The organism is Streptomyces sp. NPDC023541 (genome assembly GCF_055559995.1).
Genome location: NZ_JBVHJO010000033.1, coordinates 1 through 26,988 on the forward strand (window position 1 = coordinate 1; position 26,988 = coordinate 26,988).

Consider the following 26,988-nt stretch of genomic DNA (forward strand, 5'->3'; position numbering starts at 1 on the left):
GAGAAGACCGCCCTGTGGGATGTCGGCGCCGTGCTGTCCACCGTGGCCGCCGCGGCGGGCGAGGACCTCACCCGCGAGGTCCTGCTCCAGCTCCCGCCCGGCTACGACCTCCTCTTCGGCCACCCCCGGCCCACCTGACCGCCCGCCACCGCCGCCGTCCCGAAGCCGTCACCTCCGAAGAGAAAGGGAAACCGCAGCACCATGTACGACCAGCCTCGACCGAACCAGGCCCCGCCCGCCACGACGTTCGACCGGATGCTGGAACGCGTGCGCTACGAAGGCGCCTACCCCACCCGCGAACGCGCCGAGGAAGCCGTCCGCACCGTCCTGGCCGCCCTCGGCCGGCAGATCACCGGAGACGAACGCGTCGACCTCGCACAGGCCCTGCCCGTCGAGGCCGCCCTCACCCTGACCGCCCAGATCCCCGACACCGAACACCCCACCGGCTGGGGCTTCGTCAAAGACATCGCCGCACGATCCGGCACCACCCCCGCCGTCGCCCGCTGGGACACCGGAGCCGTCCTCGCCGTCGTCGCCCGCCTCGCCGGACCCGACCTCCTCGCCCGCATCCTCCACCAGCTCCCCGACGGCTACGCCCTCCTCTTCGGACAGGCGCAACTGCGCCGGCCCGAGCCCGCCGCCGCCTGACCCCGCCCCTGCCCGCCGTCAGTTCCCGGTCCCGGCCTGGTCCGCCGACTCGCCCGTGGTGGTCCCGGCCAGCTTGGAGTGGCGGTAGGAGTAGGCGAAGTAGATGACCAGTCCGATGAGGAACCACATCGCGAAGCGGATCCACGTCTCCACCTGCAGGTAGGTGATGAGCCAGATGGAGGCGACCACCCCGAGGGCGGGGGTGAACGGCATGAGCGGGGTGCGGAAGGTGCGCGGCAGGTCGGGGCGCCGGTAGCGCAGCACGATGACCGCCGTGCACACGACGGCGAAGGCGAGGAGGATGCCGATGTTCGTCAGCTCCGCCGCCTCCCCGATCGGGACGAGGCCGGCGATGGCCGCGGACGCCGCACCGACGATCCACGTGACCCGGGTCGGCACGTGCCGGGTCGGATGCGTCTTGGCGAACCAGCGGGGCAGCAGCCCGTCGCGGCTCATGGAGAACCACACGCGCGTCACACCCAGCATGAACGTGAACATCACGGTGAGGATGCCGATGATCGCCCCGACCGCGATGATGTCCGCGATCGCGTCCAGCCCGACGGCCTTGAACGCGCTGGAGAAACCGCTCTCCGGGTCGATCTCCGTGTACTTCTGCATACCCGTCAGGACCAGGCAGGCGAGCACGTACAGGACCATGGCGATGGCCAGGGAGTAGAGGATCGCCCGCGGCATGTGGCGCTGGGCGTCCTTGGACTCCTCCGCCGCCGTGCTCATCGCGTCGTAGCCGAAGACCGCGAAGAAGACCGTCGCCGCACCGGTGAAGGCACCCCCCACCCCGTAGGGGAAGAACGGCGTGTAGTTGGAGGTGTCGATGTGGAAGAAGCCGACGACGATCACCAGGAGGACGACCAGCACCTTCAGGACGACGACGACCGTCTCGAACCGAGCGGCGCTCTTGATCCCCAGGTTCAGCAGGTACGCGGTGAACAGGCACAGGACGGCCGCGATCAGGTCGAAGCGGTGCCCGTCACCGGTCCCCGGCGCCCCCAGCATCCAGGTGGGCAGCGCCGCGCCCGTCTCGACCAGGAGGAAGTTGAAGTAGCCCGAGATCCCGATGCCGACGACCGCCACGATGGCCGTGTACTCCAGCAGCAGGTCCCACCCGATGAACCAGCCCACCAGCTCGCCCAGCACGGCGTAGCCGTAGGTGTAGGCGGAGCCCGCCTTCGGAATCAGCCCGGCGAACTCCGCGTAGGAGAACGCGGCCGCGGCGCTGGCCACACCGGCGATCAGGAAGGAGACCAGCACGGCGGGGCCCGCGACACCGTTGGCGACCGTCCCGGCCAGGGTGAAGATCCCGGCGCCGATGATGCCGCCGACCCCGATCGCGGTGAGCTGCCACAGGCCGAGGGTGCGCGTGAGCTGCTCGCTGAGGGCCCCTTCCGGTTCTTCGATCTGCTCGATCGGTTTGCGGCGCAGCACTCCCTGCCCCGCACTCAGCCTGGCCATGCGCACGTCCTTTCCACAACGGGGGTGACGGCACGTCATCATTCCGGCGCGGGCAGCCATACGGAACGAGGCGCCCCGTAGGCGGCAGCCGCTACGCCGACGGGCGCCGGGGCGGGGGAGTGGCGCCGTCGGGCAGGGCCCCGCGGCCGCCGGCGCCCGCGGCCGCCGGGTCAGACCTGCGCGCCCGCCTCGGCCGGTGCGGGAACCGGGCCGCCCGCCATCGCGCGGGCCATCCACGCGGAGGAGCGCAGGGCCTGCGCCACGAAGGCGCCGCGGTCCACCCCCAGGGCCCGCAGGGCCGGGCCGTGGTCCACCGCGACCAGGGCGGCGGCGCCGGCCAGCAGGCCGCGCCACCCGGCCGTCACGGCCCGCCGGGCGGGCCGGGGCAGCACGGCGAGGCCCTCGCGCAGGCGCAGGCAGTGGAAGGGGACGTGCCGTTCCTCGTCCGCCAGGATCCGCCCCGCGACCTCGCGGGCCAGCGGATCGGCGGCACCGTCGCGCAGCGCCCGGTAGTACCTCAGCGCCACCACCTCGGCGATCATCAGCACCAGCAGCTCCACCCGCAGCCCGAGCAGCCGCCGCACCCGGACGAAGGCGGCGTCGCTCCAGTGCCCGTCGAGGGTGCCGGCCCCGCCGGCCGCCAGCAGCAGCTTCAGCATCCGCGCGTGGTTCTGCTCCTCGGCGATGAAGAGCCGCACCGCCGCGGAGTAGACCGGATCCCCCGCGCGATCGGCCTTGGCGCAGAGCGCGGAGCCGTCACCGTCCTCGCCGACCTGGAACTTCTGGAGGCTGCGGACGATCTCGGCGGGCAGCCGCGCGCCCTTGCCCCAGTCGGGATCGCCCAGAGCGGCCCGCCGCTCCCGTTCGGCCTCGAACTCGCCCACCCACACCCCGTACCACACTTTTGATCATGTTCAAGAATCTAGCGAGTGTTGAGCGTGTTCAAAAGCGTTGGAATGTCATGGCCCCGTAACAGAACGCCACAGAGCCCGCCCCCCGGCGCAGCCCGCCCCCCGGCGCAGAGCCCGCCCCGGCACAGAGCCCGCCCCGGCACAGAGCCCGCCCCGGCGCGGCGGCCGGGACGGGCTCTGAAGGTCTGAAGGGCTCTGAAGTACTGCGCGGGGCCACGACCTGCTGGGGGCCGGGCCCGTTGCGTCAGGCGGCGAGCTTCTGCGACCGCTCGGCCCGCGGGGCCATCGCCCGGCGCAGCAGCGGGGTGAGCGGCCGCTCGACCAGGCGGTGCATCAGCCAGGCGATCACCACCATTCCCGCGATCACACCGAGCAGGGTCGGCCAGGCGCCCCACTGCTCGTTCCACCGCCAGATCACCCGCACGCCCAGCGACTGGTGCACGAGATAGAGCGGGTAGGAGATCACGCCCGCCACCGGCAGCCAGCGCCACTGGATCCAGTCCAGCTTCCCGAGCGCGATCAGCCCCATCACCGCGTACATCACCGTGATCGCGGTCAGGCAGACCTTCCAGTCGATGCCGTGTCCCTCTCCCGCCATGATCTCCGGAAGGCGGTGCTGCATCAGCAGCCACGACAGCGCCAGGATGCCCACCGTCTCACCTTCGAGCCGGCCGGACCGGCGGACGAGGTAGAAGGCGATGCCGGCGATGAAGAACGGCGCCCAGCGCGGCATCAGGAGCTGGTCCAGCAGCGGAATACCCGATGCCGGTGCCATGACCGAGCCCAGCGCCCAGATCCAGCAGAAGGTCGCGACCCGGCGGTAGCTGCTCCCCAGCAGCACGACCAGCGAGAAGAGCAGGTAGAAGCGGAGCTCGACCCAGAGCGTCCAGTAGACGTTGTCCACGTGGTGGACGCCCAGGGGCTCGTTCAACATCGTGAGGTTGGTGAGCATCTGACCGATGGTGACCCTCGGCTCACCCGGAACGTGCGGACCCAGCCGGGCCGCCGCCGAGGAGAGCACGACCGCCGCCCAGTAGAGCGGGAACAGCCGCAGGATCCGCCCCTGCCAGAAATGCTGGAGCGACTTGCCCCAGCCGGACATGCAGATGACGAATCCGCTGATCATGAAGAAGAAGGCCACGCCCAGCCAGCCGAACTGGGCTATCCGGTGCAGCGCGGGGAAGAGCTCGCCCGCGGTCCGCTGCCAGGGGATCGTCCCGTAGCCGGCCAGGTAGTGGAACAGGACCACCGCCAGCGCGGCGAGCAGCCGCAGGCCGTCCAGCACCGCGATGCGCGGCGCCCGCCCGGACCCGGTCCCGCCGGCCTTCCGGAACACCTTCCACGGCCGCACCCGGTCGGGAGCTGCCTGCGGTGCTTGGGCAGGGACCGGGACGCGGTCCCCGGCAACGGCAAACCTGTCGGACATGACACCTCTGGTTGATCCTGCGGTGTCGCGACACCGGTGCGTTTCTGACGGCAGAACCCAGCGATCTTAACGACGCCGCGCCCCCGCGCCGGTGCCCGGCCCGGACAGAGGGCTGCCCGCCGGGGCGGGCCGGGGTGCGCGGCCGGCCGGCGTCCGGCGGCGGCCCCGACGCGGAACCGGCGCGTCCGCCGCCCGGGCCCGACCGCCGCCCGGCCCACCGTTCAGACGCCGGCCGGGACGCCCCGCCTGACCGCGGCCAGCGCGTTCTTGACGTCCTGCGCCACGCGGGCCGCGTCGTCGGGGTTGTTCACCACATCGGTGTGGTTCATGTCGACGATGAGGACCTCACTGGCCGAGTAGTGCCGGTGCACCCAGTCGTCGTAGCCGGACCACAGCGTCCGGTAGTACTCGACGAGGCTCTCGTCCTGTTCGAAATCGCGGCCCCGCAGGCCGATCCGGTGCAGCACCGTCTCGAAGTCCGCCTTGAGGTAGACCATGAGATCGGGTGCCTTGCGGTACGGCAGGCCGTCGATCTCGCGCATCATCTCTTCCAGCAGCCCCTCGTACACCTGCATCTCGAGGGAGCTGATCCGGCCCAGGCCGTGGTTGACCTTGGCGAAGTACCAGTCCTCGTAGATGGACCGGTCCAGGACGTTGTCGCCCTGCTTGTACGCCTCCTTGATCGCGGCGAACCGCGTCTGCAGGAAGTAGAGCTGGAGCAGGAAGGGGTAGCGCCTGGCCTGGATCTCCTCGGGGCTCGCGGTGTAGAAGAGCGGAAGGATCGGGTTGTCGTCCACGCTCTCGTAGAAGACCTCGCTGCCCAGCTCCTTGGCGAGCAGTTCGGCCACGCTCGTCTTCCCGATGCCGATCATGCCTCCGACGCAGATCACTGCCATACCTCACTTCTCCCTGGCGGTCTTATGTGCGTGGGCGTGCGGGCTGGGCATCTCACACCACTGAGACGCACGCCGACGGCACGCGATTCCCCGGGAGCTTCATGATCAGCGTCAGACGGTCCCCGTCCGGACCGGACCGAAAACCCCTGACACGGGCCGTTCTCCTCGACCGGCCGGCCTGGCCCTTCCGCGGCCGCCACGCCAGCGACGAGCCGCGGCCCCGCGGCCAGCCTGAATCTTAGATGACGATCTGCCCGTCCCGGCCCGATCCGCCGGGGCGCCCGCCCCCCCACCCGCACCCCTGCCCGCGGGGACTTCCCGCGCCCCGGACCGCGCCCGCCCCCACCGCAGGCCTGCGCCCCGCCCCCGGCGCGGCCGCTCCAGCGGCGCCGTGAGCCGGAACAGCACGTCCGCCCGTCCGTGCCCCGCCGCGAACCGGACACCGACCGGCAGGCCGGTGGCGAGGCCGCAGGCGGGCGGCACCGACATCGCGGGCGGGCCGGCGACGTTGAAGGCGGCGGTGAACGGCGAGCGGTGGAACAGGTGCTCCAGCCGGCCCGGCCCGGCCCGGCCCGTCGTCGTCCTGCGCGCCCCGGCCGTAGGGGCCCAAGGGCACCGGCACCCCGGGCAGCGTGGGCGTCAGGAGTACGTCCCGGGCCGTGAAGCAGGCGCCGGCCGAGCGGGCGATCCGGTTGCGCACGTCGAGGGCGTCCACGAACTCCGCGCCGCTCACCTCGCGCCCCCACGCGTAGCTCGCGAGCGTCTCGGGCTCGACGGTGGACTCGTCCACCGGACGCCCCGGCGAAGCCGTCGACCACCGCACCAGGTTCACCGACCACAGGCGGGCGTCGGCCAGGACGAACTCCTCCCGGCCCCACACCGAGATCCACCACGGCGACCTCGACCCGGTGGCCGAGTGACTCCAACAGCCGGCCGGCGGGCTGCTGCCGTCGGGTCCGTTGCCCGGGGGCGGCGGTCTGAGCGCCGGCGCCGGGGGTTCACCGGACGTCCCCCGGGCCGCCCGGCCGGGGAGGAGGCCGAGGTGCGGGGTGTCCGGGTGCCGGACGGATCCGGCGGCAGCCCGTCGTGCGGGCGAGCCTGCCGCATGACGGGGAGGGAGGGCGTCATGCGGCGGGGCCCGCTCCGAAAGCGCCCCATCCGCAGGGTGTCCGCTTCCGGTATCCACGCGTCTGTCCGCGACGCCCGCCCCCAAACCTCCCGTACTCCACGGACTTTGAGCAGCCGTCACCTGCGCTCCCGCTCTCACGCGGCACCGGCGGCAGGCCTTTGCCCGCTGTTCGGCGCACGGCACCGGATGCCGTACGGGCCGGGCCGCCGCACCGTGGAGGTATGGCGGACCAGACGCAGATCGTGATCCATCCCGTGTCCCCGCAGGGCGGGCGCAAGGTCACCGTGCACGCGTTCGGCGTGGACGCGGACCTCGGCCGGGCCTTCACGCCCGGGGACGTGTCGGAGTTCCTGCGCCGGGCCGGCCTGGAGGACGTGGAGCTGTCCGAGGACGGGCCGATCCGCTGGGAGGGCGGCGGCCCCGAGGTGTGGACCGGCGACATCTGACGCACCGGGCACGGCCCCGTGCGGCGGGGGAGCCGACCGGGGGTACGGGGCATCCCGCGTGCCGGACGGATCCGGGCGGGGCCGTACGCCCCGCGGCGCGGCCCCGTGCGGGCAGTCGGCCGCATGCCGCCCGGGCCCGTCGGCCGCATGCCGCCCGGGCCCGCGCCCCACAGGCCGGGACCCAAACCCATTCCTTAGAGTGACGGACCATAGCGGTGCGTGTGTGCGCGGGTCGGGCGCGGAATATTCGATCCCGAAAAAAGGAGGCCGTCACGGACGCGCGACGGCCCCACCACTCGGCAAGCCGGCTGAGCCCAGGCGGGACGACCCACGCGGCCCGCGGTGCGAGAAGTCGACCCGGGCGCCCGCCCGTCGACGCGGCCGGCCGCCGCACCCACGAAAGGACACACATGAGGAAGCTCGCTTGGGCTGCCCGGGGTACCGCCGCGGTCGCGGGAGCCCTGCTCGCCGGGGCGCTCGTGGCCCCGTCCGCGCTCGCGAACGACGACCCCACCCCCAAGGACACCCAGGCCCAGGCCGACGAGTCCAAGCGGTGTTCGGTGTCGCGGGACGTGAGCTCCACCGTCGTCGACTACTCCGGAGCCGGCGGCCTGTTCGAAACCGTCTTCCGCGCCGCGACCGACCGGCAGGGACGCGCCTTCCTCAACGACAGCCGCAACCCCGGCGTGTGGATCAACCTCGGGCTCCTGGCCGGGGCGCCGCAGTGCGTGTCGGGCACCGCCGTCTCGGTCACCGAAGAAGACCCCGGCCACCTCTACATCACCCTCCTGGCCAGCAACGGAGTGATCCGCCAGGCCGTCTGCACCACCGCGTCCGGAACCCCCTTCACCCCGGCGAACCTGCCGGGCGCATGCGGCGCGGGATTCGCCCCCCTGGCCTACACCCCCGTCGTCTGACGCTGCCACGCCCCACGCCGGGCTGAAGGGCCGCCACCTCCGAGGAGGGCGGCCCTTCAGCACGCCCTCGTGCGATGCGGCCACACGCGGCGCGCAGGTGCCGCACGGCCCGGCCGCCCCTCATCAGGACGAAGAGCGGCTGCGCCCCACCGCTGAGGGGAGCCGGCCCCCGGTCCCTTCGCGACACGCCGCGACGGTCGGCGTCCACGGCTTCACGGCCGCGGCCTTCCTCCAGGAAACTCGCCGCCTAGAAAGCCGCCACGGCCCCGACCACTGCGCCGGCCCCGGTACCGCGAGACGAACGCGAGGACAACCCCCCGGGGCGCTCGCGGCCGAGCCACCGCAAGGCCCGCTGACCGCCCTCCTCCGCTTCCGCGGCGAGCGCGATCCGGAAGGATGCCACCGCTCACTCGTCGCCGGACGCCTCCACACCGAGCACGGCCTGCCGCTCACCACCATCCGCCCGGCCCGAGCCGTGGCCGTCAGGGCCTCGGCACGGCTCCCACCTCGCGCGCGCCCGGGGACGGCCCGCCCGCCCGGACCCGCTGCCGCCTGAAAGCCGGGACGCCCAGCAGCCCGAAGCCCAGGGCCGCCGCCACGAGATGGCCGACCGTGGTGAAGTCCGGCAACGGCCCGGCCGCCCACTCCGCACCACCGACAGGCCACCCGAGCACGAAGACGACCCACGGCAGGCGCCCCCAGCGCGGCAGAGCGAGCGTGCCGACCGCCAGCACCGTCTGCGCACCGTAACTGACCCCGAAGTCCACGTCCTGCCGCACGGACTCCGGATACCAGCCCTGCCGCAGCGCGAAGGCGATGACGCCGGCGGTGAGCAGGGTGGCCGCGACATGCCCGCCGAGGAACACGGCCACCGCGCGCACCGCTCCCCACCGGTGCTCCGCCCGGGCCAGGAAGCAGCAGACACCGAGACCCAACGTGATCAAGGTGCCCACGAAGCCGGTCGAGGCGACATCGGTGAGCGTGCCGTCGAAGAACAGCACACTGCCGAGCAGCGCGGACACGGGATGATCCTGCAGGTTGTCCAGATTGGTGCTGACGCGGTCCAACACGTCGGCCGCCCGCTCGGCGGACAGCCCGTAGCCGATCCAGGCATGGGTGACCAGCAGCAGACAGACATAGGCAAGGGTCACCGGCGCACGGCGCGGATACCCCCACAGGGCGCGCAGCGCTCTGTCCGGGGCACCCGACGGCGACTGAGCGTTCATACCCGGCATTCTCCAGATCGAGTTGAAGGCGGGACCGGCAGGTGGCGACAACCGTCCCGGCCGCCCCTTCGAGGGATGCGGTTTGCCGCACACAGGTTCCAGCGGCTCCGCACGCAGACCGCCCCCGCGAACGGCCTGTTGACGGAACCTCAAAAACCCCAGGTGGGACAGGGTTTCCCAGAAGTTTCCCGTTGCCCGATGCAGTGGGCGACCCACGCCCCCTCGACACCCGGGGGCACCGGGGAACAGTCTCGAAGTGCCCGGGAGACGGGCGGTACCGGTCCGCGGGACACCGCGTGGCAAAGACGGGGGACCAGACATGGCGATGCGGAGAACGACGCTGCCGGCAGCGGTGACGGCACTGACCCTCCTGGCCGCGTGGGCAGGCGCCCACAGCGCCACCGCGGCCCCCGCACCCCACACGGCGAAGGCGGCGAAGGCGCCGAACACGGCGAAGGCGGCAGGCACCTGCGCCGTTCTGGCCCCCGGCGCCTCCAGCGTGGCCGAGAAGGCCGTGGCAGCCGCCTGCGAACAGATCGGCGTCTGGTACACCTGGGGCGGCGGCCACGGACCACAGCCCGGGCCGACCTACGGCCAGGTCGACCCGAGCGACCCCGACAGCGCACACGACCCCGAGCGCCTCGGCTTCGACTGCTCGGGACTGGTCCGCTACGCCTACGCCCGAGCGGCCGGCGGCGACCCGCTGACCGGCAACGCCCACCACCAGTTCCACTCGCCGCAGGTGCAACAGCGGTTCACCGCCGCCCAGGGCACCGGCCCGCTGCTCCCGGGCGACCTCCTGGCCTGGGGTTCCGGGGGCTCCATCCACCACATCGCGATCTACCTGGGCGCGGGAAGGATGGTCGAGGCCCGCGAATCGGGCACCCGGATCACCGTCAGCGACGTACGGCTGGACGGCGACTACGCGGGAGCGGTCCGCATCGCCGGGCCGGCCGCCGCACCCGGCACGTTCAGCACCTGGGGCACGGAGGTGTGGACCCACAAGGAACCGTCCACCACCAGCCCGCGCGTGCACAAGTTCCCCGGCCCGACCACGGTGCGCATCGAGTGCCAGAAGCACGCCGAACCGGTGACCGCCGAGGGCTACACCAATGACGCCTGGTCCTACCTGCCCGAGTACGGGGCGTGGATCACCAACATCTACATCAAGGGCGCGGCCTGGCTGGACGGCGTACGCACCTGCCCCTGAGCACCATCCGCACACCGTCACCCCGGCTCCCGACGGAAAGGGAGCCCTTTTGAGGAGGAAACATGTACGCAGGCAGGAAGATCGCCCTGGGCCTCGCCGCCGTCGCACTGGCGGGCGGCATGGCCACCGTGACCGGGCCCGCCGCCGCGACGCCCGCCGCCGGCCGGAGCGCGGCCGCCGAATGCGGCGTCCGCGCCGACGGCAAACTGTGGTGCGGCAACCGGGTCGGCGCCAAGGGCTACGAGCACCGCCGCTACAACTCCGCGGTGCGCGGGCCGCTGAACTCCAGCCCCAGCTGGTTCCAGTGCTGGGGCCGCGGCGACCAGCACGCCGGCGGCAACAACGTCTGGTACTGGACCCAGCTGGACAACGGCCAGTGGGGCAACGTCGCCGCCGTGGACGTCCACACCTCCGTCGACCCCGCACCGGGCCTGCGGGAGTGCTGAGCTGACGTCCTGAAAACGGCCGCGGGCCCTCATCGGCGCAACCGATGAGGGCCCGCGGCCGCAGCCGTGCTGGTTCCGCCAGGCGGCAGGCACGGGGGGGCGTTCTCCCCAATGCCGCGCCAGGCAGCGGGCCCGGCGGCGGCGCGCTGAACCGGGCTGTTCGCACCCGCCGGCACCCCGCGCGAACAGCGAAGGGTTCGCCGCGATCCACTCCGAGGTCTGTCGCAGCCCTCCTCCAGAGCGCGGCTGCTGTCGGACAGTGCGCGGGCCCGGGACTGGGCGGGCCGGCGGCCGCGGGTCCGGGCCCGTGGCGCGGCGGCTGCGCTCGGCGGGGCGCATCAGGAGCGGTCGCCGCGCCGACCGAAGGCGATCGACGGTGCCGGCGATGACGGGACCGGCCGGCCCGGGGGAGTGGCCGGAGTACGAGCGGAACACCCTCCACGGCGTCGCCGAGCTCCCGGACCACCGATACCCGCCACAGGTACACCCGCCACCCGCCACAGGTACCCGCCACAGGTACCCGCCACAGGTACCCGCCACCGGGCCGCTGTCACCGCGCCCATGGAGGCGGACCAGGCGGACCAGGCCGCCGCGCGGCGCAGCTGCCGACGGACGAGGGCTTCCCGGCATGTCCCGGACCGGGTGCTCTCCGATCGGCGGCTGTGCGAGCGGACGCTGCTCGAACTCTCCGCACCGCCGCCACCCAATGGCCGCGCCGCTGGACCGAGGTCTGAGCACACGGGATGCGCCGGGCAGGAATCACAGTCAATTCCGCTCACATCTCGTCACACGTCCGCCCAGGGCTTAGGGTTCCGTTACCCGGCCGGGTCAGCGTGAAAACCGATGCCACTCCGCTGGAGGATGACTCTTCGTGTCGCACGTTTCACAAGCTCCCGTCACCACCCCCGACGGTGAGCCGGCCCCGCTCGTCCCCACCACATACGGCGAGGTCAAAGGGTGGTTCTCGGCGTACGACCAGGTGCTCTTCGACTGGTTCCTCACACGTCAGAACAACAGCGAGGGGCAGCGGGGCGACCTGCTCGAGCTCGGTGCCTTCATGGGGAAGAGCGCGATCTTCCTCGGACGGTACCTCCGGCCCGGTGAGGAGTTCACCGTCTGCGACCTCTTCGACTCGCCCGCGACGGACGACTTCAACATCGCGGAGAACCGCAGCTCCTACCCCACCCTCACGCGGCGCGGCTTCGAGACGAACTACCTGGCCTTCCACGAGACGCTGCCGACGCTGATCCAAGCCCCCACCTCGGTCGTCGCCGACCGGGTCAAGCCGACGAGCTGCCGATTCGTGCACGTCGACGCCTCGCACCTCTACGAGCACGTCGTCACGGACATCGCGTCCTCGCGTCTGGTCGCGACCCCGGACGCCGTGGTGGTCTTCGACGACTACCGCTCCGAGCACTGCCCCGGCGTCGCGGCCGCCGTCTGGACCGCCGTGGTCACGGGCGAACTGCACCCCATCTGCGTCTCGGCCTCGAAACTCTACGCAACCTGGGGCGACCCGGCGCCCCACCGGGCGGCACTGCTCGCATGGCTGGAGGAGCGCACCGACCTCTGGCACGGCGTCGACGTGATCGACGGCCGCCCCCTGGTACGCATCGGGGACCAGGGCGTCGTCGCGCCCGCGCCCCCACAGCCGCTGCACCCCGCGCCGCGGGCGGAACCGGCGCCGGCCCCCGCCGCCGCGCGCAGGCCCGGTGCCCGCTGGCGCAAGCTGGCCAAGGACCTCCTCCCGCCCGTGGTCACCCGCGCGATCGTCGCCCGCAACCGCCGCCGCAGGAGCTGACACCGAAAACGCAGGCACCACAGCCGCGGACGGCCCCGGCCCGGGCGGTCGCCCCCACGCGGCGGAACGCGAGCTGCCGCCGATCCCGAGGCCTTGCCCTTGGGATCGGAGCGGAGCCCGCCGGCGGGACCCGGAAGGAGCCTTCGCGCCCGCGGTCCGGCTCGGAGCCGCCCCGCCGGAGCTTGACGAGGAAGGGTGACCGGACTGCGGTGGTGACGGTCATGGTCCTGGCGCGCGGCACGCGGCCATCCCTTCCCGCGGGGGCGTGCGGGCGCACGTACGGGCACGCCGCGCGCGACCCGCCCGCACCACGGCCACCCGCGGCCCGGCCCTCAGACGGCTTCGGTCGCGAAGAGCTCCAGGTGGGAGCAGTGCGGGCAGCGGTACGCCTCAATGCGGCGCCGGGGCCGGCCCAGCCGCTTGGCACCCCCGAACAGGCCACGTTCCAGTGGCCCGGCGATCCACCGGGCGTACCCCCGGGCCCCCTCGCCCGCGTCCTCGACGAAACCCGGCTCCAGCCCGACGCCACCGCAGTACGTACATCTCATCGCATCCACCGAGGGAGTGTAAGGACCACATACCGTGGCCTGCAGGCAGCAGGCTCCGTTCACGCCAAACGGCTCTGGTACCCGTACTGCGGTCCGGCCGTGCATCCCCAGTACGCCGACCAGATCGTCGCCGCAGCCCGCCAGCCGTTCCTCCACGGCGGCGCCTGGACGTACACCGCCGGCCCGGCCCGCGAGCGCCCTGGAGGCACTGCTGAACTCCCGCAGCGGGACGGCCGAGCAGGAACTGCTTCGCCGCCGCTACGCCGAGGACTCCGCCCCCGCCGCCACCAACGCACCGAGCACACCGGGAGAGTGAGGTGTCGGCCAGGCGGTTGCCGACCGTTTGGTGCGCGGACGGCGGCCACGGTGATGGCCGCTGTGGCGCGCTCTGGCGCGGGAGCTTTCGCAGACCGTTCCGCCGGCGCCGGACGGCGCGCGTCCTCCAGCTGCTCGGCACGCCAGAGGGCGGACCGGGAGTGGTCGATGCGCCGGCTGACAGGGGACCGACAGTCCGCCGATGGCGGGACCGGTCATGTCATGGGCCGCCCGTAGCCTGTCGCCATGCAGACCACGCTGATGATCTACGACGGCACCGCACCGGCCGACTCCGACGTCCCGCGTACCGGGGGCGTGCCGCTGGCTCCTGCGGGATTCACCTGGCCCCTGTGCGGCTCCGGCTGTGGAGGGCCGCTGCAGTTCTTCGCTCATCTCCCTGTCGAGGACGGCGTCCTGTCGGTGTTCGTGTGCCAGAACGACCCCGGCGCATGCGAGTTCTGGGACGCGACGTCCGGCGCGAACCGGGTCTACCTGTTTCCCCGGGAGGAACTGCAGCCGGTAGCGGTGCCGGAGACGGGAGTGACGGTACTGCCCGCCACCTCGGCCATCCGCGCCCACCTCGTGACGCTCGACCCCGAAGAGGACGACGACCACGACCACGACCACGACGAACTCGAGCCTGACGCGTACGACCTTGCCCGCTCGGGATGGAAGCGGGAACCCGAAGAACGATTCGGGAAGCAACGCGAAGTGCTCGGGTCACTCGGAGGCAGCCCCTCCTACCTCGAGGACGACCGACTGCCCGCATGCCCCTCCTGCGCCGGCACGACGGAATTCGCGGCACATCTGGAGGAAGGCATCTCCTCGCAGACCGCGATGAACCTCGGAGGCCAGCTGGGCTACGTCTTCGTCTGCCGCGCTTGCCGCGAAGGTGCCTTCCTCACCGACTGAGCACACCGCACCGCAGCCGACGCTCCGTCAGCCGCCCCCGTCGGGCGGCCTTCCAGCACCCCTGACGGTCCCGTGGCCCTGGCGGATACGGGTGCTCGGCAAACCTCAGGGACTCGGCGCGGTCAGGTACCGCTGGATCGTCGGTGCCAGCCATGCCACGATCTCCGCCCGCGCCAGCCCCACCGCCGGCGGCATCCGCAGCACGTACCGCGTGAGCGCCAGCCCCAGCAGCTGCGACGCCATGAGTGCCGCCCGTGCCGGGACCTGCTCGGGGTCGGGGCACACCTGCCGGGCGACCGGCAGCAGCTGGTCGCGCAGGATGCCCTGCATGCGCTCCGCCCCGGCCTGGTTGGTCACGCCGACGCGCAGCAGCGCGGTGAGGACCTCGTTGTCCTCCCACATGTCGAGGAAGTGCCCGACGAGGATCCGCCCCGCGTCCTGCCGGCGGTCCGCCCCGCTCACGTCCGGCAGCCGCAGGTCGATGGCGACGGCCGCCGCGAAGAGGCCCTCCTTGTTGCGGTAGTACCGCATCACCATCGACGGATCGATGTTCGCGTCCCTGGCGATGGCGCGGATGGTGGCCCTCTCGTAGCCGTCGGTCGCGAAGCGCTCGCGGGCCGCCGCGAGGATCGCGCCGCGAGTGGCGTCGGATCGGCGGCGGGCGCCGGAGTCGGGAACCGTGGAGGTGCTGTCGCTGCCGTTCATGCCAACAAACGTAGGCCAACGGGCGTAGGTCAACAAGCGATCGCCAACGACTGTTGGCCCATATCTGTTGACAGTTCCCCCGGCGCCTCGCTACCTTCGTCAACAAGTGTTGGCCAACATTCGTTGGCAATAGGAGGCCACCGTGAACGGCACCGCCACCCACCGCACCGTGATCGTCGTCGGCTCGGGCCCCACCGGCCTACTCCTCGCCGGTGACCTCGCCACGGTCGGCGTCCCCGTGACCCTCGTCGAGAAGCGGCCGCGCAAGATCACCAACCTCTCCCGCGCCTTCGGCGTGCACGCCCGCACCCTGGAGCAGCTCGACGCCCGCGGCCTCGCCGACGAACTCCTCACCACCGGGGACACCATCACCGGCCTGAGGCTCTTCCGCCGCCTCTCCCTCGATCTGAGCACGCTGCCGTCGCGTTTCCCGTTCCTGCTCATCACCCCGCAGTACGAGGTCGAGCGGCTCCTGGAGCGGCGGGCCCGCAAGGCTGGGGTCGAGTTCGCGTACGAGAGCGAGGTCGTGGGGCTGCGGCAGGACGACGAGGGCGTCGACCTCGACGTGCGCGGCGCGGACGGGGCGGTCGTCACCCGCCGGGCGGCCTATGTCGTCGGCGCCGACGGTCACCGGAGCACCGTGCGGGAGGCGATCGGCCTGGACTTTCCCGGCGTCTCCGTCATCAAGTCGCTGATCCTGGCCGATGTCCGGCTGGCCGAGAAGCCCGAGGGCGTCCTCACCGTCAACGGCCGCGGCGACACCTTCGCGATGATCGCCTCCTTCGGCGACGGCTGGTACCGGGTCATGGGCTGGAACCGCCGCGACGAGGTCTCCGACGACGCCCCGCTCGACCTCGACGAGGTCAAGGAGATCACCCGCCGTGCCCTGGGCACCGACTACGGCATGCACGACGCCCGCTGGCTCTCCCGTTTCCACAGTGACGAGCGCCAGGCACCGCACTACCGGGTCGGGCGGGTCTTCCTCGCCGGGGACGCCGCGCACATCCACTCCCCGGCCGGCGGGCAGGGCATGAACACCGGCCTGCAGGACGCCGCCAACCTGAGCTGGAAGCTCGCCGCGGCCGTCCAGGGCCGGGCGCCCGAAGGACTCCTCGACAGCTACGAGGCCGAGCGCCACCCGGTCGGCAGGGCCGTGCTGCGCAGCAGTGGCGGACTGGTCCGCCTGGCCCGCGCGCGAAATCCGCTGCTGCGTGCCGCCCGCGCCCTTGTCTCCGCGTTCGTCGACATGGCCCCGCCCGTCCAGCGCAAGGCCCTGGGTCAGATCACCGGGATCGGCTACGCCTACCCCGCCCCCCGCGGCGTCCACCGCCTCACCGGCACCCGCGTCCCCGACGTGGCCCTGAAGGACGGCCGGCTCTACGAGGCGCTGCGCGGCGGCCGGTTCGTGCTGATCACGCCCGGGACGTACGAAGGCCCCGGTGTCCGTGAGGGGTGGCTGACCGTGGAGCGCTGGGCGGGCGACCGCCGGACGACCGTCCTGGTACGGCCCGACGGATACGTGGCCTGGGCGGCGGAGGGTGCGGACGCGGCGGGGATCGAGGAGGAAGTGGCCCGGTATCTGGGCTGAGGGCTGTCCCCCGGAGTTCTTGATCCGCCCCGGCCGGCTCTCCCGAGTCGGGGCCACAGGCCGGCACGCGCACTGCCGGGCCCCCGGGCACAGGCCAGGAGTCGGACCGCTCGACGCGGGTGCGGGGCAGCAGGACGAACTGCGGCCCGTCCGATACCGGCCCGGGCTCCGCCGGCTCGCCGGATCCAGCGCCCGATACAGGCCCGGCTGCCCGGTACTTCCTCGCAGCCGCTGAACAGTCGTGCGGGGAGGGTCCCGGTTTTCGCGGATCGCGGACTTCCTGCTGTCTGCCATGCGGGCCCGACACGCTTGCGCGTTCAGCCGCGGCTCACCTGCCCGTCCTACTCTTCATGCATGGCTCTGTGGATGGCCTGGGCAGTGAGGTCGGTCGCCGCGGCGGGGGGAAACATGGACGGCATCGAGGGAGCCGTGGCCGCTCTCGACAGGTCAGTGCAGCGGATTCTGGACCGGAGTCCGGCCATGACCGGCAGGTCGGCGGCGGCGCTACGTGAGTCGGCGAGCGACATCCGCACGCGGATGCTCAGTGAGGGGCGGGCGGCCGTTGAGCAGGGGGAGCGCTGGTCGGCCGAGGCGGGTGAGGTGAGAGTGCTACTCGTTCCTCGGGACGATGACTCTCCCGCCTGAACAGGCCGGATGCGCCGGTCCTGTCCGGCGGCAGGTCATCCGGACTGCGCGCGCCGCAGCAGCCGCTCCTCCTCGTCCACGACGACCGTAGGCCTGAGCCGGCCGAGGTGACGAGTCTGCTCGCGCCCGCAGACAGCCGCCGCTGAACCAGGCCTGGACGATCGCTTGGCGGCTCGCGGCCCCGAGGCAGGCTGAGCTACAGCGGCCGGCCCGGCCGGGTGGGCGCGGCCCGGTCAACACGCCGCGTCGTCAGACCTCTGACCATCGGCAGATCAGTCCGTCGCCTCGCGGACGTCTTTTCCCTGCTCGGCGAACGCCTTGAAGTCCTGCATGTGCTGTTGCGACTGCTTGCGGAAGGCACCGGGCATCAGAAGTCCCACCAGCTTCATCAGAAAGCTGCCGAACCGGTATTCGTTCTCGCTCTCCCAGAGCGTCGTTTCCGGGCCGGCTTCGGTCAGCCGGTCGCGCACGGCGCTCCACATGCCCTCGCCGACGATCTCGCGGTCGAAGTGGACGACGCTCGTTTTCGGGATCCCGCGCAGGTCTGCCGGTTCCCGGCGCGTGATGGTCTCGGTGCACTCGATCTTCCGCCGGCCCATCTGCATCACGACCCGCGACGTGGTCCCGAGCTGCCCGTGCTCCCCGCTCAGCGGCTCGTGCAGCACCAGGCCCCGCAGCCATTTCGGCAGATGTGCCGGGTCGGCGAGCAGCTGGACCACCTTCTCCCGCGGCAGGGCGATCTCGATGGAGACGGTGTACTTCACGGTGCGCATCATTTCCTTTTGGGACCACGTGCTTTTTCTACTGCTCGCTGTGTTCCTCGGCTGAGGGCACTGCTCTCTGTGTCCGTGAAGGAGAGGGTAGCGAGGTACGGGCGAGTATCTCCGGTGCCTCTGCTGCCGGCCGCGTCCGGGCAAGGCGTACGCGAACGACCAGGGCCGGCCGGCGCCGCTGGTGGCGTGACGGCTCGGTCGAACCGGTTGACGGCGGAGTGGCGCGAGGCGCAGACCCACCGCGCGCAGGCCACGGCCGCCGCGGACACCGCCCGGCTGCTGCGCGACGCCGCCGCAGCCGGCGCACCACCCCACCCGTACGGGCCCGGCGCGCACCGCACGGACGTCGCGGACCGCAGGCCGTGGCCCGACCGGGCCCAGCACTGTTATCGGTGTGCCGCCCCGCGCGCGCGGCCCCCAGGAGCCGGCCACCGGCAAGTCCCGCTGACCCGCCCCGAGGAGATCGTGGCCACCCCCGAACCCGCTGCGGGCCCGCAGCCGATCCGTCGCCGCGTCGAGGGCGGGGACAACACCAGCCGCCGGAGCAGCACCGATCCATGCCCCCGCGCCTGATCGGTCACCCCACCTCGGCGTGCCACAAGATCAATCATCGGTCACGCCCGGGCCCACGCAGCTGAGCGCCCTGCGGATCTCACTGACCGGATCGGTCTCGTGGTACGGCCGCTCGCTGCTCTCGATGTGGTCAAGGAACTCCTGGTACCGCACCGCGTACGCGAGGTGGAACAGCGGCTCGACCAGTTCCAGCGCGCGTTGCGGCGCCGAGCCGGGCACGTGTTCCCGCCACGCCCGCGCCCACACCTCGGCGATCTGCGCCCACCGTTCCCCGTCCACGTACTGACGCGGGCGCAGCCCGTCCAGGGCCGGGTGACCGAAGGCGGAGTCGGCGTAGTCCACGATCACCGCCAGGGTGCCGTCGGAACGCCAGTTGCCGGGGTGGAAGTCGCCGTGGACCAGGGTGTCCGGCAGCCCGCAGGCCGTCAGCTCCTCGACCAGCGCGGGCAGCCGCGCGGCGAGCGCCCGGGCAGCCGTCAGCTCCTCGGCCGTCAGCCGGTCCTCGGCCTGCTCCGCAGGCCCCTCGGCCCCCGGCCCGGGCGACGTCGCCTGCTCGGCCACGAGCCGGTCGAGCAGTGTGTTCACGTGGGCGACCAGCGTGGGCAGGGTACGGTCCCGAAGCCCGGCCGCGGCGGCCCGGCCGTCGGCGGCCAAGGCCGCCTGGGCGGCGACCAACCGGGGCACCACGGCGACGACCTCCTCGGCGGACGGGCGCCAGAGGTCCTCACCGGACACGTGGTCGAGCAGCAGCCGGCCGTGTTCCGGGTCGGAGCCGAGGACGGCCGGCACCAGCGTGGGGTCGACGGCGCCGAGCAGCGCGATCACCAGGCCCTCAGGGGCGTTGAAGGAGGGGTTGACCGTCTTCAGCCACGCTTCACCGCCGTCGGCGGTGCGGAAGCGGAAGAGACCGGACAGGTTCCATGTCCGGACCTGTTCGGGCCGGCCGACGGCAGGCCGGCCCGCTTCGTCCAGCGTCTCCTCGGCCCAGGCGAGTGCCTCCCGCAGCCCTGCGGTCGTGGCCCAGCCGGCCCGGCGCTCGGCCGGCCCGAGCAACGCGGTGAGGTCCGGCGTCACCTGACGCGGCGTCGAGCCGGCCGGCCGCTCCAGCGCCTCCACGTGGTAGACCACGTGGCCGCCGTGCCCACTGCTGCCGTCGCTCGGCGCGTAGGCGAGCCGGAGCACCACCACCGGCACCCCCAGCTCCTGCGACACCCGCTCCACGATCGGCGCGGCGGACGACCACCAACTCCCGTCCACCTCGTACGGCCCCAGCAGGCCGAAGTATTCGTCCCCGTGGGTGAGGTGGATGCCGACCGTACGACCGCTCGCCTGTTGCATCCGGGCAAGCTCTCTCATCCCACCCCGCTCGCGCGACCCATTTTCCGCCCTTCGCGACAGGCCGTCGGCAGACAGAGCGCGCTGGAGGGGCAGCCTCAACCGTTGCGGGCATGCCGACGACCGTCCAACGGCGCCGGCCCCCCGGCCGTGCTGAGCACGGTGGCCGTCGTGCTGTGGGGATTTCAGGGCAGAAACGACGTACGGCAGGGCCGGCCACCACGGCGGGGCCGGGAGCCGCGCGGCCGGAGGCTCGGAGGTGACGCCGCGGCCATGGGCTCACTGCGCCGACCGGAGCGTGCCGTGCGCATGGGCGTACATACTCAGACGACTTGGTTTGCTACGAGATGCCCGCCGGCGCCGAACCGCGGTGCTGAAGCGAGATCCTCAGGTCCACGGGAGTGTGCGCCACGGGCTGGCCGGGTCGGCGGTCAGGGCACGGTGGGTCGCGAGGACCGTCTCGTACCACTCGCCGAACTCCTCCTCGTCGAAGTGGAGGCAGCGGCCCAGGACGTAGGCGGCCGAGAAGTCCTCCCACGAGCGGTAGTTGAGCTGGACGAGACGGCCGGCCCGGACCACGGCCGCCTCCGCCTCCTGCAGGGAGCACAGGCGGGCGGCGAGTCCCCAGCGGGCCATGCCGGAGGCCCGGCCGTAGTCCCAGGCTTCGACGCTCCGGACGAAGCCCCCCTCGGGCAGCAGGCCGTCGGCGCGGAACCGCGCCTCGTAGCGGGCGATGCGGCCGATCAGCCGCTGAAGGCCGCTCACTTGACCCTCCAGCTCCGCGGCGGTGAGGGTGCCGCCCGGGGTGACGCCGTCCGCGGTCAGGCGGGGCCCGGCGGCGGCCTCGGCACGCCGGCGCACCACGTTCACCGCTGCCTGGCGCCAGTGGTCGACATCGACGGGGCCCGCGAAGTCCAGGGCCATGGAGCGGCGAAGTTGCAGGACGAACTCCCAGACGCCGCTGACCATTCCGGCGCGCAGCAGCTGTTCCTGCGTGTCCTGCCAGTCCTCCCGGGTGGTGACGCCCCACCAGCGTTCCAGCGTGCGCTTCTCGTTGCGGTAGCCGCAGCCGTGGTAGGCCATCGAGTTCCAGTAGCGCCCGTTGTGCACGTTGATGTGCGCGCCGACCGCGAGACCGAAGGCGACGGGGCCGGTGCGGGGGCCGCCCACCTCCAGGGTGTGGACGACGTCCTGAGCCAGCCCCGGCCGCTCCACCGGGGCGCAGTGACGCTGCCACAGGGCGCGGCCCTCCGGCCCGGCCGGCAGGACGCCCTCGCAGGGGCTGCCGGGGTTGACGACGAGGTAGGGCGGGTCGTTCTCGTTCCAGACTTCCGCGAACCAGCCCAGGTCGTAGCAGTTGTAGACCGGGTCGGCGACGGGCGGCGGCAGCATGCCGCCGGTGTAGACGGCCAGGCACATGGTCTGGGTCTGCGGGTTCCAGTAGGGGTGGAAGCGGGTGTTGCCCGCGTTCGCGTCGACGTAGGCCCGCGACTGCATCATGTACAGGTCGGCCCGTGCGACAAGGTCGTAGTACGCGGGCCAGTCGCCGCGCGCCTTCGCCTCGTACAGCCCCCGCTCGACCGCGCTCGGCGCCTGCCAGCCCCGCGCCGATGCCGTCGGACCGGGCAGGGCTCCTTCCTCGTGACCTGCTGTCAAACCCATGGGCAAACCCTAAGGGCTGCTCCAGGGCGGTCGGCGTGCCGGTCCCGCCGGGCAGGGGCCGAGCGGGGCGAGGCCGTCGAGGGCGCCCGCCTGAGTGCCACGGGCCGACGGCTCCACACCGCCCCGGCCTCGACGCCGCCGCCCACCAGGACGTCCTCTACATCTCGGCCCGCGCCGGGATGGCCCTGGCTCTCGCCCGGCCGACAGCAGCGCGACGCCGAACTCGAACGCCCCGAAGCGATACGGCCGTCCGCCCCACCGCCGCCTGCCGCACCCGGCGGGGACGGCCGGGGGGTGCCGCCTGAGGGGCTGCTCCTCTCCCACCCGCCAGGTCCCGATGCATCCTCTGGACACGCATGCGGAGTTGTGGGGAAGCGGAGGGTGCGCTCCCTGCGACGGGGCCGCGCCCCGGCCCCACCGCCCGAAGGACGACGATGACCGAGAGCTTCGTCCGCGACGTGACCGTCGCGGCGCCGGCCACGAGTACACGGCCTGGGTGTCCTGCGCGACCTCGACATCGCCAACCGGCCACACGGTGCCGGTCTCCCTCGCTGTCGAGCCCTGACGAGGGTGCCACGGACCGGTGGTGTGACCGGTCCGGCCGACATCGCCCTTGGCGCCCTCGAACGGGGCGTACGTGACCCCTGCCGGGTCCGGCCGGCCGTTGTCAGTGGCGGGAGCGAGGATGCGGGCATACCGCTGAACCGGCCACCATCTGAAGGGCTTTCCATGTCCGTTTCCACTTCCGGGCCCGCAGCCGACGTCGCGGCCATCGCCTTCCCCACCGGCTGGTGCGCCACGGACCTGGGGCAGTTGCGGCCGTGCGCGTCCACCTACGAGGTGTACCCCCTGGAGAGCCTGCCGCCGCTGGAGGCCGCGCACCTCGACGCCGGGTTCGACTGGCTGGGCGGGGCGGGCGGGCCGCGATCCGAGCACACGGACCACCTCGCGGCCATGGAGCGGGAACTGGCCGAGGCCGGACTGGCGCTCCCCGAAGGCTTCGCCGCCTTTTACGGCAGCGAGCGCCTCTGCCGCGCCTTCGACGAGGTCTCGGTGACGGCCTGCTGGAGCCACCTCTCCGGTCCGCTGCACAGCCCGGCCCAGGACGGCGCCCGTCTCGTACGGTTCCTGCGCGACCAGCAGGACTGCGTCATCTGGTACCTGTACCTGCGGCCCTCCGGCGAGGCGTTCGTGGTCTTCTCGCATGTGGAACTGGAGTCCGCAGGCTGGTGGGCGGAGGGGGAGCCGGCCGAGGAGGTCCGGGCCGCGGTGGCCTCCTCGCTGATGCGGTGCGCCGATACCTTCGAGGAGTTCGCGTACCGCTTCGTCGTGGAGAACGAGCTGTGGATGCACGCGCACTCCGCAGGCGCCCAGAGCCCGCTCGCTCCCCGCCTCCAGGGGTACGCCGACCACTACGCGTCCGCCGCCTCCTGACCCGGGCGGGCCCGCCCGCGGGGCGCCCCTGCCCCGGGCGAGGACGTCGCCGGCTCCCCGTCGTTCGGCCGCTGGTGGACCGGCGGCCGGTGATCACATCGCGCAGCGGCAAGCGCACCGTGTCCACGGTGACGTGCCCGGACGTCGCCCAGTACCAACGTGAAGGTCTGGCCGGCCGGCTGCCGCTGCCGCCGTGGGCCCGGCCCGGTTCACCGCCGCCCAGGCCTCGCGCTGGGCGACGGGCTGGGCCGTCCACCACTACGCCGCCCCCTGGGCCGTGCTGCCCGGCCCGGCCCGGCCGCCTGGACGCTGCTGCTCGCTGCCGTGGTGGTCCTCGCGGCCCCCTGCGCCCGCATGGCCGGCCCCGGCTTCCTCCCCGGTCGGCCGCGCTCACACGCGTTCCCGCTGTGGAGCCTGCCGGGGCGGACTCCTGCCATGGCTCCGAGCCCGGCCGTAGACCTCCACCGGCCCCGGAAGGCGGGCCAGGAGCGGTCGCGACTCGGCGGAGCGGGACCGGTGGGCTTCGGCGGCGCGTCACGTCACGTCACGGTGGGGGCGGGCGGGGACCGGACGCACGCCCCGTTCTTCCTCGGCCAGGGAAGTACTTCTTGGGCGTGGTATCAGCCAGGATGCGTGTCCAGCAGGTCTGGTGGGTGTTCGCCTGCGAGGATCGTTCGGCTGGAGTCGGGGGATCCGCTGCGAAGTGGCGGCCCTGGCGGCTCCGCCCGCATGCCCCCGGCCGGCACCCCCCCCGCTGGCCGGGGCAGGCCCCGGCCAGCCCACCCCCCCCGGCTGGTCGGGGCTCTTCCATACAAGGGATGACTGCGGCACCGCACCGCACCGCACCGGCGGCCGGCGGTCTCCTTGAGCTTGCGGAAACGCCTTGCGCACCCCCGTATGGCCGCTGAGGCCCTCGTAAACAGGCCGGCGGCGACCGCCCTGCCCGGGCTCACGAGGGCTTCGCCACGGCCCAGCGCGCTACCGGGGGAGAAGCACGCGGTGGAGGGCTGGGATCCTCGACGGCGACCTCGATGCAGTTGGGATGCGCGGCCAGGCGGAGGGCGTAGAGGCCACCCCCATGGCGCAGTGCGTTCGTCACCGGCTCGGAGACGCCCAGGACGACCGTGCCGGCCTGCTCCCGACCGGTGGCCGGCTGCCCGAGGGCTTCGAGGAACGCCCGGGCGGCCCGGCGCGCCTCGGCGAGGCAGCCGGAGGACGAAGGGCTGTGCGCTCGGCGCTCGTCGTGGTCATCGTGTTGTCGGTATCCCTCCTGCCTGCTGCCCGGTCGTGGTGCACCCGCCCGCAGTCGTTCGACCCGGCGGCACCCGATTACCTCAGGGACACGCGCGCGGAAATCTATGTCGGCCGGAGTAGACATTGAATGGTGGTGCGGTTATGGTTTCTCTCGTAGCCCAGTCAAGAAGAGCCCGGCAGAGACGAACTGCCGGGCAGTAGTACCCGCAGGTGCAGTCGTTGGACGGTGCGGTGGTGGAGTTCCGAAGCCAGAGCGTTTGCAGGACGGCGACGGGACTGACGGCCGGACCGGGTGGCCCGCAGTGATCAGGGGCCGCCGCAGCAGTACCGCAGTAATGGCAGTACCCAGCAGTGAAGTCAGTGAGCAGCACCTCGGTGAAGGCGTCGGCTGCGGACGCGCGCACCGGGAAGTTCGGCAGTGGGGTTCTAAGCCAGAGCAGATGCAGGATGGGCGACGGGGCTGGCTGCCGAAGAGTGGCGCTTGGGTGAGGCCACGAGCAGTAACGCAGCACCAGTAGTACCGAGTTAGTTGATCATCCGAGGGAGAACGGAGGGATTGGGCGCCATCAGGATCGCCCGGGCGGAAGTCTGAGCCCGGGTACCGCAGGACATCGATAGTGAGGTGGTCTCCGGTCAAGCAACCGCGATCCCCGCATGTCCCGTCGCCGTTCGGGCGGGTCAGCGGATACAGAAGGTCGGCGCAGTATCAGGGCCGACAGATGGTGTAGCAGTTCCTTCGGGGCCCTGGTGCCGGTACGGCGCCAGGGCCCCTCCACGTTCCACGAGAGAGGTTTCATGACAGCAGACGACTCGTTCGGCCGTCTCGAAGACGACGACTACCCCGCTTACACCATGGGCCGGGCTGCCGAGCTGCTCGGCACCAGCCAGGGCTTCCTGCGGGCCATCGGCGAAGCCCGCCTGATCACCCCGCTCCGCTCCGCGGGCGGACACCGCCGCTACTCCCGCTACCAGCTGCGCATCGCCGCCCGCGCCCGGGAACTCGTCGACCAGGGCACCCCGATCGAGGCGGCCTGCCGCATCGTCATCCTCGAGGACCAGTTGGAAGAAGCCCAGCGGATCAACGCCGAGTACCGCCGTGCCGCGGGTTCGGTGAACCCGTAGCCGACCCGACCGCGCGGGGCGGGGCCGAATCAGGAGGTGCGGTGCCAGCGTTGCTGTTCGCGCCTTCTGCGCCTGATCACGTACAGGTCCACCAGAGCCACGAGAGCGAGCAGGAAGCAGCAGGCGGCGAGAGCCGTGTAGATGCCCTGCGGCGGGCCCGCCGCGGCTGGCGCTCCGGACCCGAGAAGCAGCATGAGGACGCCGATCAGCGCAAAGATCGGCGCGAAGAGCATGGAGAGCAGGCGGCGGAGCTTGAGATCGCTGCGAGCCCATCGCGGTTCGCTGCCGTCATGCCGCCAGCGACCGGCTGCCGCGCGCGCCTGCCGGTCGGCAGCGCGGCCGCTGCGGTAGTGCTGGTGACGGTGAAGAAACGCCATGACGATCTCCCTCCCGCTGCCGAAGGACTGGCGTGCCGCAGGGGCGTGAAGGACGGTGGCGGGCTGCGTCCGCGCGGGTCCCCGGATCAGGTCGCCTGCCCAAGAGGGGACGCCTGACACCCGTGTGAGCCGGGGGCGGGAGGATCGCAGGGCGCGGGCCGGGACGGGAGCGGTAGCCGCCGGGCCCGACCGACTGCACCGTGCAAGCGGGAGGGTGGAAGCAGTCGGCTGGAAGGGAGGGGCCGGATCGGCCGCACGCCCCGCGACGTGACGCGAGGCGGCGTCTTCCGGCACCCGGTCCGCTTCGCACGGCTGCGCCTGGCCGTGACCGTGGAGGAGGTGGCGCTGTTCAGTGGCGGGCCGAGCGCGGCCACCGGCTGAGTGGGTGCGGGACGGCTGCGGATCACTTGCTGCGCTGCTCGTGGGTGTCCTGGCGGAGTTGGTCGGTGTGCCGGGTCAGGGCCTCGATGCGCTTGGCGAGGGCGGCGTGCTCGCGTCGCAGATGGGGCCGGGTGTCGGTCAAGGGGCGCACGAGGCGGGCCGCGTCGTCGTCGGCCAGGGCGGCGTTCAGTTCGTCGACGGCCGCCTGGGCGGCGGGGGGCAGGCCGGTGAGGGCGGTGATCTGGGCGGCGAGGCGGCGCAGGTCGGCTGCGTTGTCGCGGGCCCAGGCGGTCACGGTGCGGTCGGCGGCGCGCATGTCGCGCGTGGCCTGCACGCGCTGTTCACCGGTGGTTCCGGCGGTGCCGGGACGCAGGCGCAGGTAGCGGCGTTCGGCGGCCTGGCGGCTGGCGACGCCGAGGGGCCCGGCGAGGTCGGCCCAGCTGGCACCCTGGCCTCGCGCGGTTTCTATGAGGCCGCTCTCCCAGCCGGCGAGCTCCTCGCGGACCTCGCGCAGCATCAGCAGCGCGGCCAGAGCGGGGTGGGGACCCGAGCCCCGCGCGGACGCTGCGGACACTGCCGTGCCGGTCTTCGGCGATCCTGCGTCCGGTTGCTGTGCGTCCTTGACGGCCCGGTCGATGGCCTCCAGCGCCGCGGCCGCGGCGAGGAAGGGGACCGGCGCCGACGGCTCGGCGGCCTCACTCATGGCACCCTCCGTCACGTGTCATCCTCCAGATGACTTCTTTCTTGTCATCGCTTCGATGACATGTTACAACGGGAGCACGTTGAAGCGCATGGGCAGTTCCTGCCTGAACCGACTGGAGGTGTTTCGCGATGCTGA

The 26,988-nt window shown here is 72.5% G+C and carries 24 protein-coding genes and 1 pseudogene; 13 read left to right on the plus strand and 12 right to left on the minus strand.

The genetic code is table 11. The annotated features are described in order from the left end of the window. Both ACZ3X1_RS36575 and ACZ3X1_RS36580 read left to right on the plus strand, forming a co-directional pair. Window positions 1–138 (plus strand): annotated as a pseudogene (locus ACZ3X1_RS36575) (DUF2267 domain-containing protein); the annotation flags it as partial. A 63-nt stretch (window positions 139–201) separates the two neighbouring features. Further along, window positions 202–648, plus strand: coding sequence for a DUF2267 domain-containing protein (locus ACZ3X1_RS36580; RefSeq protein ID WP_390080250.1), 447 nt, complete (start codon window positions 202–204; stop codon window positions 646–648). Between the two features lie 18 nt (window positions 649–666). Here ACZ3X1_RS36580 and ACZ3X1_RS36585 read toward each other — a convergent pair whose 3' ends face one another. From ACZ3X1_RS36585 to ACZ3X1_RS36600, 4 genes are all read right to left on the minus strand, one after another. Next, the gene (locus ACZ3X1_RS36585; protein WP_362635827.1) at window positions 667–2,118 is read right to left on the minus strand and encodes an amino acid permease; all 1,452 of its coding nucleotides are present in this window, start codon (window positions 2,116–2,118) and stop codon (window positions 667–669) included. A gap of 170 nt (window positions 2,119–2,288) precedes the next feature. Continuing rightward, the gene (locus ACZ3X1_RS36590; protein ID WP_467283796.1) at window positions 2,289–3,002 is read right to left on the minus strand and encodes a ferritin-like domain-containing protein; all 714 of its coding nucleotides are present in this window, start codon (window positions 3,000–3,002) and stop codon (window positions 2,289–2,291) included. Between the two features lie 271 nt (window positions 3,003–3,273). Then, window positions 3,274–4,455 (minus strand): acyltransferase family protein, encoded by a 1,182-nt coding sequence (locus ACZ3X1_RS36595; RefSeq protein ID WP_467283799.1) that lies wholly within the window; start codon window positions 4,453–4,455, stop codon window positions 3,274–3,276. 221 nt (window positions 4,456–4,676) lie between these two features. Further along, window positions 4,677–5,351: a deoxynucleoside kinase gene (locus tag ACZ3X1_RS36600; protein WP_356815637.1), complete on the minus strand. Its 675-nt coding sequence runs from the start codon at window positions 5,349–5,351 to the stop codon at window positions 4,677–4,679. A gap of 776 nt (window positions 5,352–6,127) precedes the next feature. Here ACZ3X1_RS36600 and ACZ3X1_RS36605 point away from each other — a divergent pair. The 3 genes from ACZ3X1_RS36605 to ACZ3X1_RS36615 all read left to right on the plus strand — a co-directional run bounded on the left by ACZ3X1_RS36605 (window position 6,128) and on the right by ACZ3X1_RS36615 (window position 7,843). Next, window positions 6,128–6,271, plus strand: coding sequence for a hypothetical protein (locus ACZ3X1_RS36605; protein ID WP_467283805.1), 144 nt, complete (start codon window positions 6,128–6,130; stop codon window positions 6,269–6,271). 430 nt (window positions 6,272–6,701) lie between these two features. Continuing rightward, a complete protein-coding gene (locus tag ACZ3X1_RS36610; protein WP_356815640.1) occupies window positions 6,702–6,926 on the plus strand; it encodes a hypothetical protein in 225 nt (74 codons plus the stop codon). Window positions 6,927–7,336: 410 nt separating this feature from the next. After that, complete coding sequence (locus ACZ3X1_RS36615) at window positions 7,337–7,843, plus strand: hypothetical protein (protein ID WP_356815641.1); 507 nt, start codon at window positions 7,337–7,339, stop codon at window positions 7,841–7,843. A gap of 482 nt (window positions 7,844–8,325) precedes the next feature. Here ACZ3X1_RS36615 and ACZ3X1_RS36620 read toward each other — a convergent pair whose 3' ends face one another. Beyond that, window positions 8,326–9,069, minus strand: coding sequence for a rhomboid-like protein (locus tag ACZ3X1_RS36620; protein ID WP_467283812.1), 744 nt, complete (start codon window positions 9,067–9,069; stop codon window positions 8,326–8,328). Window positions 9,070–9,388: 319 nt separating this feature from the next. On the opposite strand from ACZ3X1_RS36620, the gene ACZ3X1_RS36625 reads away from it, so the two are divergent. The 3 genes from ACZ3X1_RS36625 (at window position 9,389) to ACZ3X1_RS36635 (ending at window position 12,526) form a co-directional block, all read left to right on the plus strand. Beyond that, window positions 9,389–10,279: a C40 family peptidase gene (locus ACZ3X1_RS36625; RefSeq protein WP_356815643.1), complete on the plus strand. Its 891-nt coding sequence runs from the start codon at window positions 9,389–9,391 to the stop codon at window positions 10,277–10,279. Between the two features lie 62 nt (window positions 10,280–10,341). Next, on the plus strand, window positions 10,342–10,725 hold the full coding sequence (locus tag ACZ3X1_RS36630) for a hypothetical protein (protein ID WP_356815644.1): 384 nt from the start codon (window positions 10,342–10,344) through the stop codon (window positions 10,723–10,725). Window positions 10,726–11,596: 871 nt separating this feature from the next. Then, window positions 11,597–12,526: a class I SAM-dependent methyltransferase gene (locus ACZ3X1_RS36635; RefSeq protein ID WP_467283816.1), complete on the plus strand. Its 930-nt coding sequence runs from the start codon at window positions 11,597–11,599 to the stop codon at window positions 12,524–12,526. Window positions 12,527–12,858: 332 nt separating this feature from the next. Here ACZ3X1_RS36635 and ACZ3X1_RS36640 read toward each other — a convergent pair whose 3' ends face one another. Beyond that, entirely contained in the window at window positions 12,859–13,074 is a 216-nt protein-coding gene (locus ACZ3X1_RS36640) for a hypothetical protein (protein ID WP_037698246.1), read from the minus strand. Window positions 13,075–13,635: 561 nt separating this feature from the next. Between ACZ3X1_RS36640 and ACZ3X1_RS36645 the strand changes: the two genes are divergently transcribed. Next, window positions 13,636–14,301, plus strand: coding sequence for a hypothetical protein (locus ACZ3X1_RS36645; protein WP_467283818.1), 666 nt, complete (start codon window positions 13,636–13,638; stop codon window positions 14,299–14,301). 105 nt (window positions 14,302–14,406) lie between these two features. Here ACZ3X1_RS36645 and ACZ3X1_RS36650 read toward each other — a convergent pair whose 3' ends face one another. After that, window positions 14,407–15,006 (minus strand): TetR/AcrR family transcriptional regulator, encoded by a 600-nt coding sequence (locus tag ACZ3X1_RS36650; protein WP_467283820.1) that lies wholly within the window; start codon window positions 15,004–15,006, stop codon window positions 14,407–14,409. Between the two features lie 142 nt (window positions 15,007–15,148). Here ACZ3X1_RS36650 and ACZ3X1_RS36655 point away from each other — a divergent pair, with 142 nt between their 5' ends. After that, window positions 15,149–16,594 (plus strand): FAD-dependent monooxygenase, encoded by a 1,446-nt coding sequence (locus tag ACZ3X1_RS36655; RefSeq protein WP_467283822.1) that lies wholly within the window; start codon window positions 15,149–15,151, stop codon window positions 16,592–16,594. Between the two features lie 917 nt (window positions 16,595–17,511). On the opposite strand, the gene ACZ3X1_RS36660 is transcribed toward ACZ3X1_RS36655, so the two are convergent. The 3 genes from ACZ3X1_RS36660 to ACZ3X1_RS36670 form a co-directional block, all read right to left on the minus strand. Beyond that, window positions 17,512–18,003: an SRPBCC family protein gene (locus ACZ3X1_RS36660; protein WP_467283824.1), complete on the minus strand. Its 492-nt coding sequence runs from the start codon at window positions 18,001–18,003 to the stop codon at window positions 17,512–17,514. A 612-nt stretch (window positions 18,004–18,615) separates the two neighbouring features. Beyond that, the gene (locus ACZ3X1_RS36665; RefSeq protein ID WP_467283826.1) at window positions 18,616–19,923 is read right to left on the minus strand and encodes a phosphotransferase; all 1,308 of its coding nucleotides are present in this window, start codon (window positions 19,921–19,923) and stop codon (window positions 18,616–18,618) included. A gap of 384 nt (window positions 19,924–20,307) precedes the next feature. Further along, entirely contained in the window at window positions 20,308–21,582 is a 1,275-nt protein-coding gene (locus ACZ3X1_RS36670; RefSeq protein ID WP_467283828.1) for a DUF1266 domain-containing protein, read from the minus strand. A 729-nt stretch (window positions 21,583–22,311) separates the two neighbouring features. Between ACZ3X1_RS36670 and ACZ3X1_RS36675 the strand changes: the two genes are divergently transcribed. The 3 genes from ACZ3X1_RS36675 to ACZ3X1_RS36685 all read left to right on the plus strand — a co-directional run bounded on the left by ACZ3X1_RS36675 (window position 22,312) and on the right by ACZ3X1_RS36685 (window position 25,392). Next, window positions 22,312–23,016: a hypothetical protein gene (locus ACZ3X1_RS36675; protein WP_356815038.1), complete on the plus strand. Its 705-nt coding sequence runs from the start codon at window positions 22,312–22,314 to the stop codon at window positions 23,014–23,016. Between the two features lie 1,042 nt (window positions 23,017–24,058). Further along, window positions 24,059–24,397: a hypothetical protein gene (locus ACZ3X1_RS36680; protein WP_467283829.1), complete on the plus strand. Its 339-nt coding sequence runs from the start codon at window positions 24,059–24,061 to the stop codon at window positions 24,395–24,397. Window positions 24,398–25,065: 668 nt separating this feature from the next. Beyond that, complete coding sequence (locus tag ACZ3X1_RS36685; protein WP_467283831.1) at window positions 25,066–25,392, plus strand: MerR family transcriptional regulator; 327 nt, start codon at window positions 25,066–25,068, stop codon at window positions 25,390–25,392. 29 nt (window positions 25,393–25,421) lie between these two features. On the opposite strand, the gene ACZ3X1_RS36690 is transcribed toward ACZ3X1_RS36685, so the two are convergent. Both ACZ3X1_RS36690 and ACZ3X1_RS36695 read right to left on the minus strand, forming a co-directional pair. Next, on the minus strand, window positions 25,422–25,769 hold the full coding sequence (locus ACZ3X1_RS36690; RefSeq protein ID WP_467283833.1) for a DUF6343 family protein: 348 nt from the start codon (window positions 25,767–25,769) through the stop codon (window positions 25,422–25,424). Between the two features lie 403 nt (window positions 25,770–26,172). Continuing rightward, window positions 26,173–26,853, minus strand: a complete 681-nt coding sequence (locus ACZ3X1_RS36695) for an HSP18 transcriptional regulator (protein WP_356815042.1) — start codon at window positions 26,851–26,853, stop codon at window positions 26,173–26,175. Window positions 26,854–26,988: the final 135 nt, after the last annotated feature.

Excerpts from the sequence above, each read along its gene's own strand:
- ACZ3X1_RS36625 (WP_356815643.1), top strand. The coding sequence starts at position 9,389 with ATGGCGATGCGGAGAACGACGCTGCCGGCAGCGGTGACGGCACTGACC.
- ACZ3X1_RS36680 (WP_467283829.1), top strand. The coding sequence starts at position 24,059 with ATGCGCGGCCAGGCGGAGGGCGTAGAGGCCACCCCCATGGCGCAGTGC.
- ACZ3X1_RS36665 (WP_467283826.1), bottom strand. The coding sequence starts at position 19,923 with ATGCAACAGGCGAGCGGTCGTACGGTCGGCATCCACCTCACCCACGGG.
- ACZ3X1_RS36595 (WP_467283799.1), bottom strand. The coding sequence starts at position 4,455 with ATGTCCGACAGGTTTGCCGTTGCCGGGGACCGCGTCCCGGTCCCTGCC.
- ACZ3X1_RS36695 (WP_356815042.1), bottom strand. The coding sequence starts at position 26,853 with ATGAGTGAGGCCGCCGAGCCGTCGGCGCCGGTCCCCTTCCTCGCCGCG.
- ACZ3X1_RS36685 (WP_467283831.1), top strand. The coding sequence starts at position 25,066 with ATGACAGCAGACGACTCGTTCGGCCGTCTCGAAGACGACGACTACCCC.
- ACZ3X1_RS36640 (WP_037698246.1), bottom strand. The coding sequence starts at position 13,074 with ATGAGATGTACGTACTGCGGTGGCGTCGGGCTGGAGCCGGGTTTCGTC.
- ACZ3X1_RS36690 (WP_467283833.1), bottom strand. The coding sequence starts at position 25,769 with ATGGCGTTTCTTCACCGTCACCAGCACTACCGCAGCGGCCGCGCTGCC.
- ACZ3X1_RS36580 (WP_390080250.1), top strand. The coding sequence starts at position 202 with ATGTACGACCAGCCTCGACCGAACCAGGCCCCGCCCGCCACGACGTTC.
- ACZ3X1_RS36675 (WP_356815038.1), top strand. The coding sequence starts at position 22,312 with ATGTCCGTTTCCACTTCCGGGCCCGCAGCCGACGTCGCGGCCATCGCC.
- ACZ3X1_RS36650 (WP_467283820.1), bottom strand. The coding sequence starts at position 15,006 with ATGAACGGCAGCGACAGCACCTCCACGGTTCCCGACTCCGGCGCCCGC.
- ACZ3X1_RS36615 (WP_356815641.1), top strand. The coding sequence starts at position 7,337 with ATGAGGAAGCTCGCTTGGGCTGCCCGGGGTACCGCCGCGGTCGCGGGA.
- ACZ3X1_RS36645 (WP_467283818.1), top strand. The coding sequence starts at position 13,636 with ATGCAGACCACGCTGATGATCTACGACGGCACCGCACCGGCCGACTCC.
- ACZ3X1_RS36585 (WP_362635827.1), bottom strand. The coding sequence starts at position 2,118 with ATGGCCAGGCTGAGTGCGGGGCAGGGAGTGCTGCGCCGCAAACCGATC.
- ACZ3X1_RS36670 (WP_467283828.1), bottom strand. The coding sequence starts at position 21,582 with ATGGGTTTGACAGCAGGTCACGAGGAAGGAGCCCTGCCCGGTCCGACG.
- ACZ3X1_RS36610 (WP_356815640.1), top strand. The coding sequence starts at position 6,702 with ATGGCGGACCAGACGCAGATCGTGATCCATCCCGTGTCCCCGCAGGGC.
- ACZ3X1_RS36630 (WP_356815644.1), top strand. The coding sequence starts at position 10,342 with ATGTACGCAGGCAGGAAGATCGCCCTGGGCCTCGCCGCCGTCGCACTG.
- ACZ3X1_RS36620 (WP_467283812.1), bottom strand. The coding sequence starts at position 9,069 with ATGAACGCTCAGTCGCCGTCGGGTGCCCCGGACAGAGCGCTGCGCGCC.
- ACZ3X1_RS36600 (WP_356815637.1), bottom strand. The coding sequence starts at position 5,351 with ATGGCAGTGATCTGCGTCGGAGGCATGATCGGCATCGGGAAGACGAGC.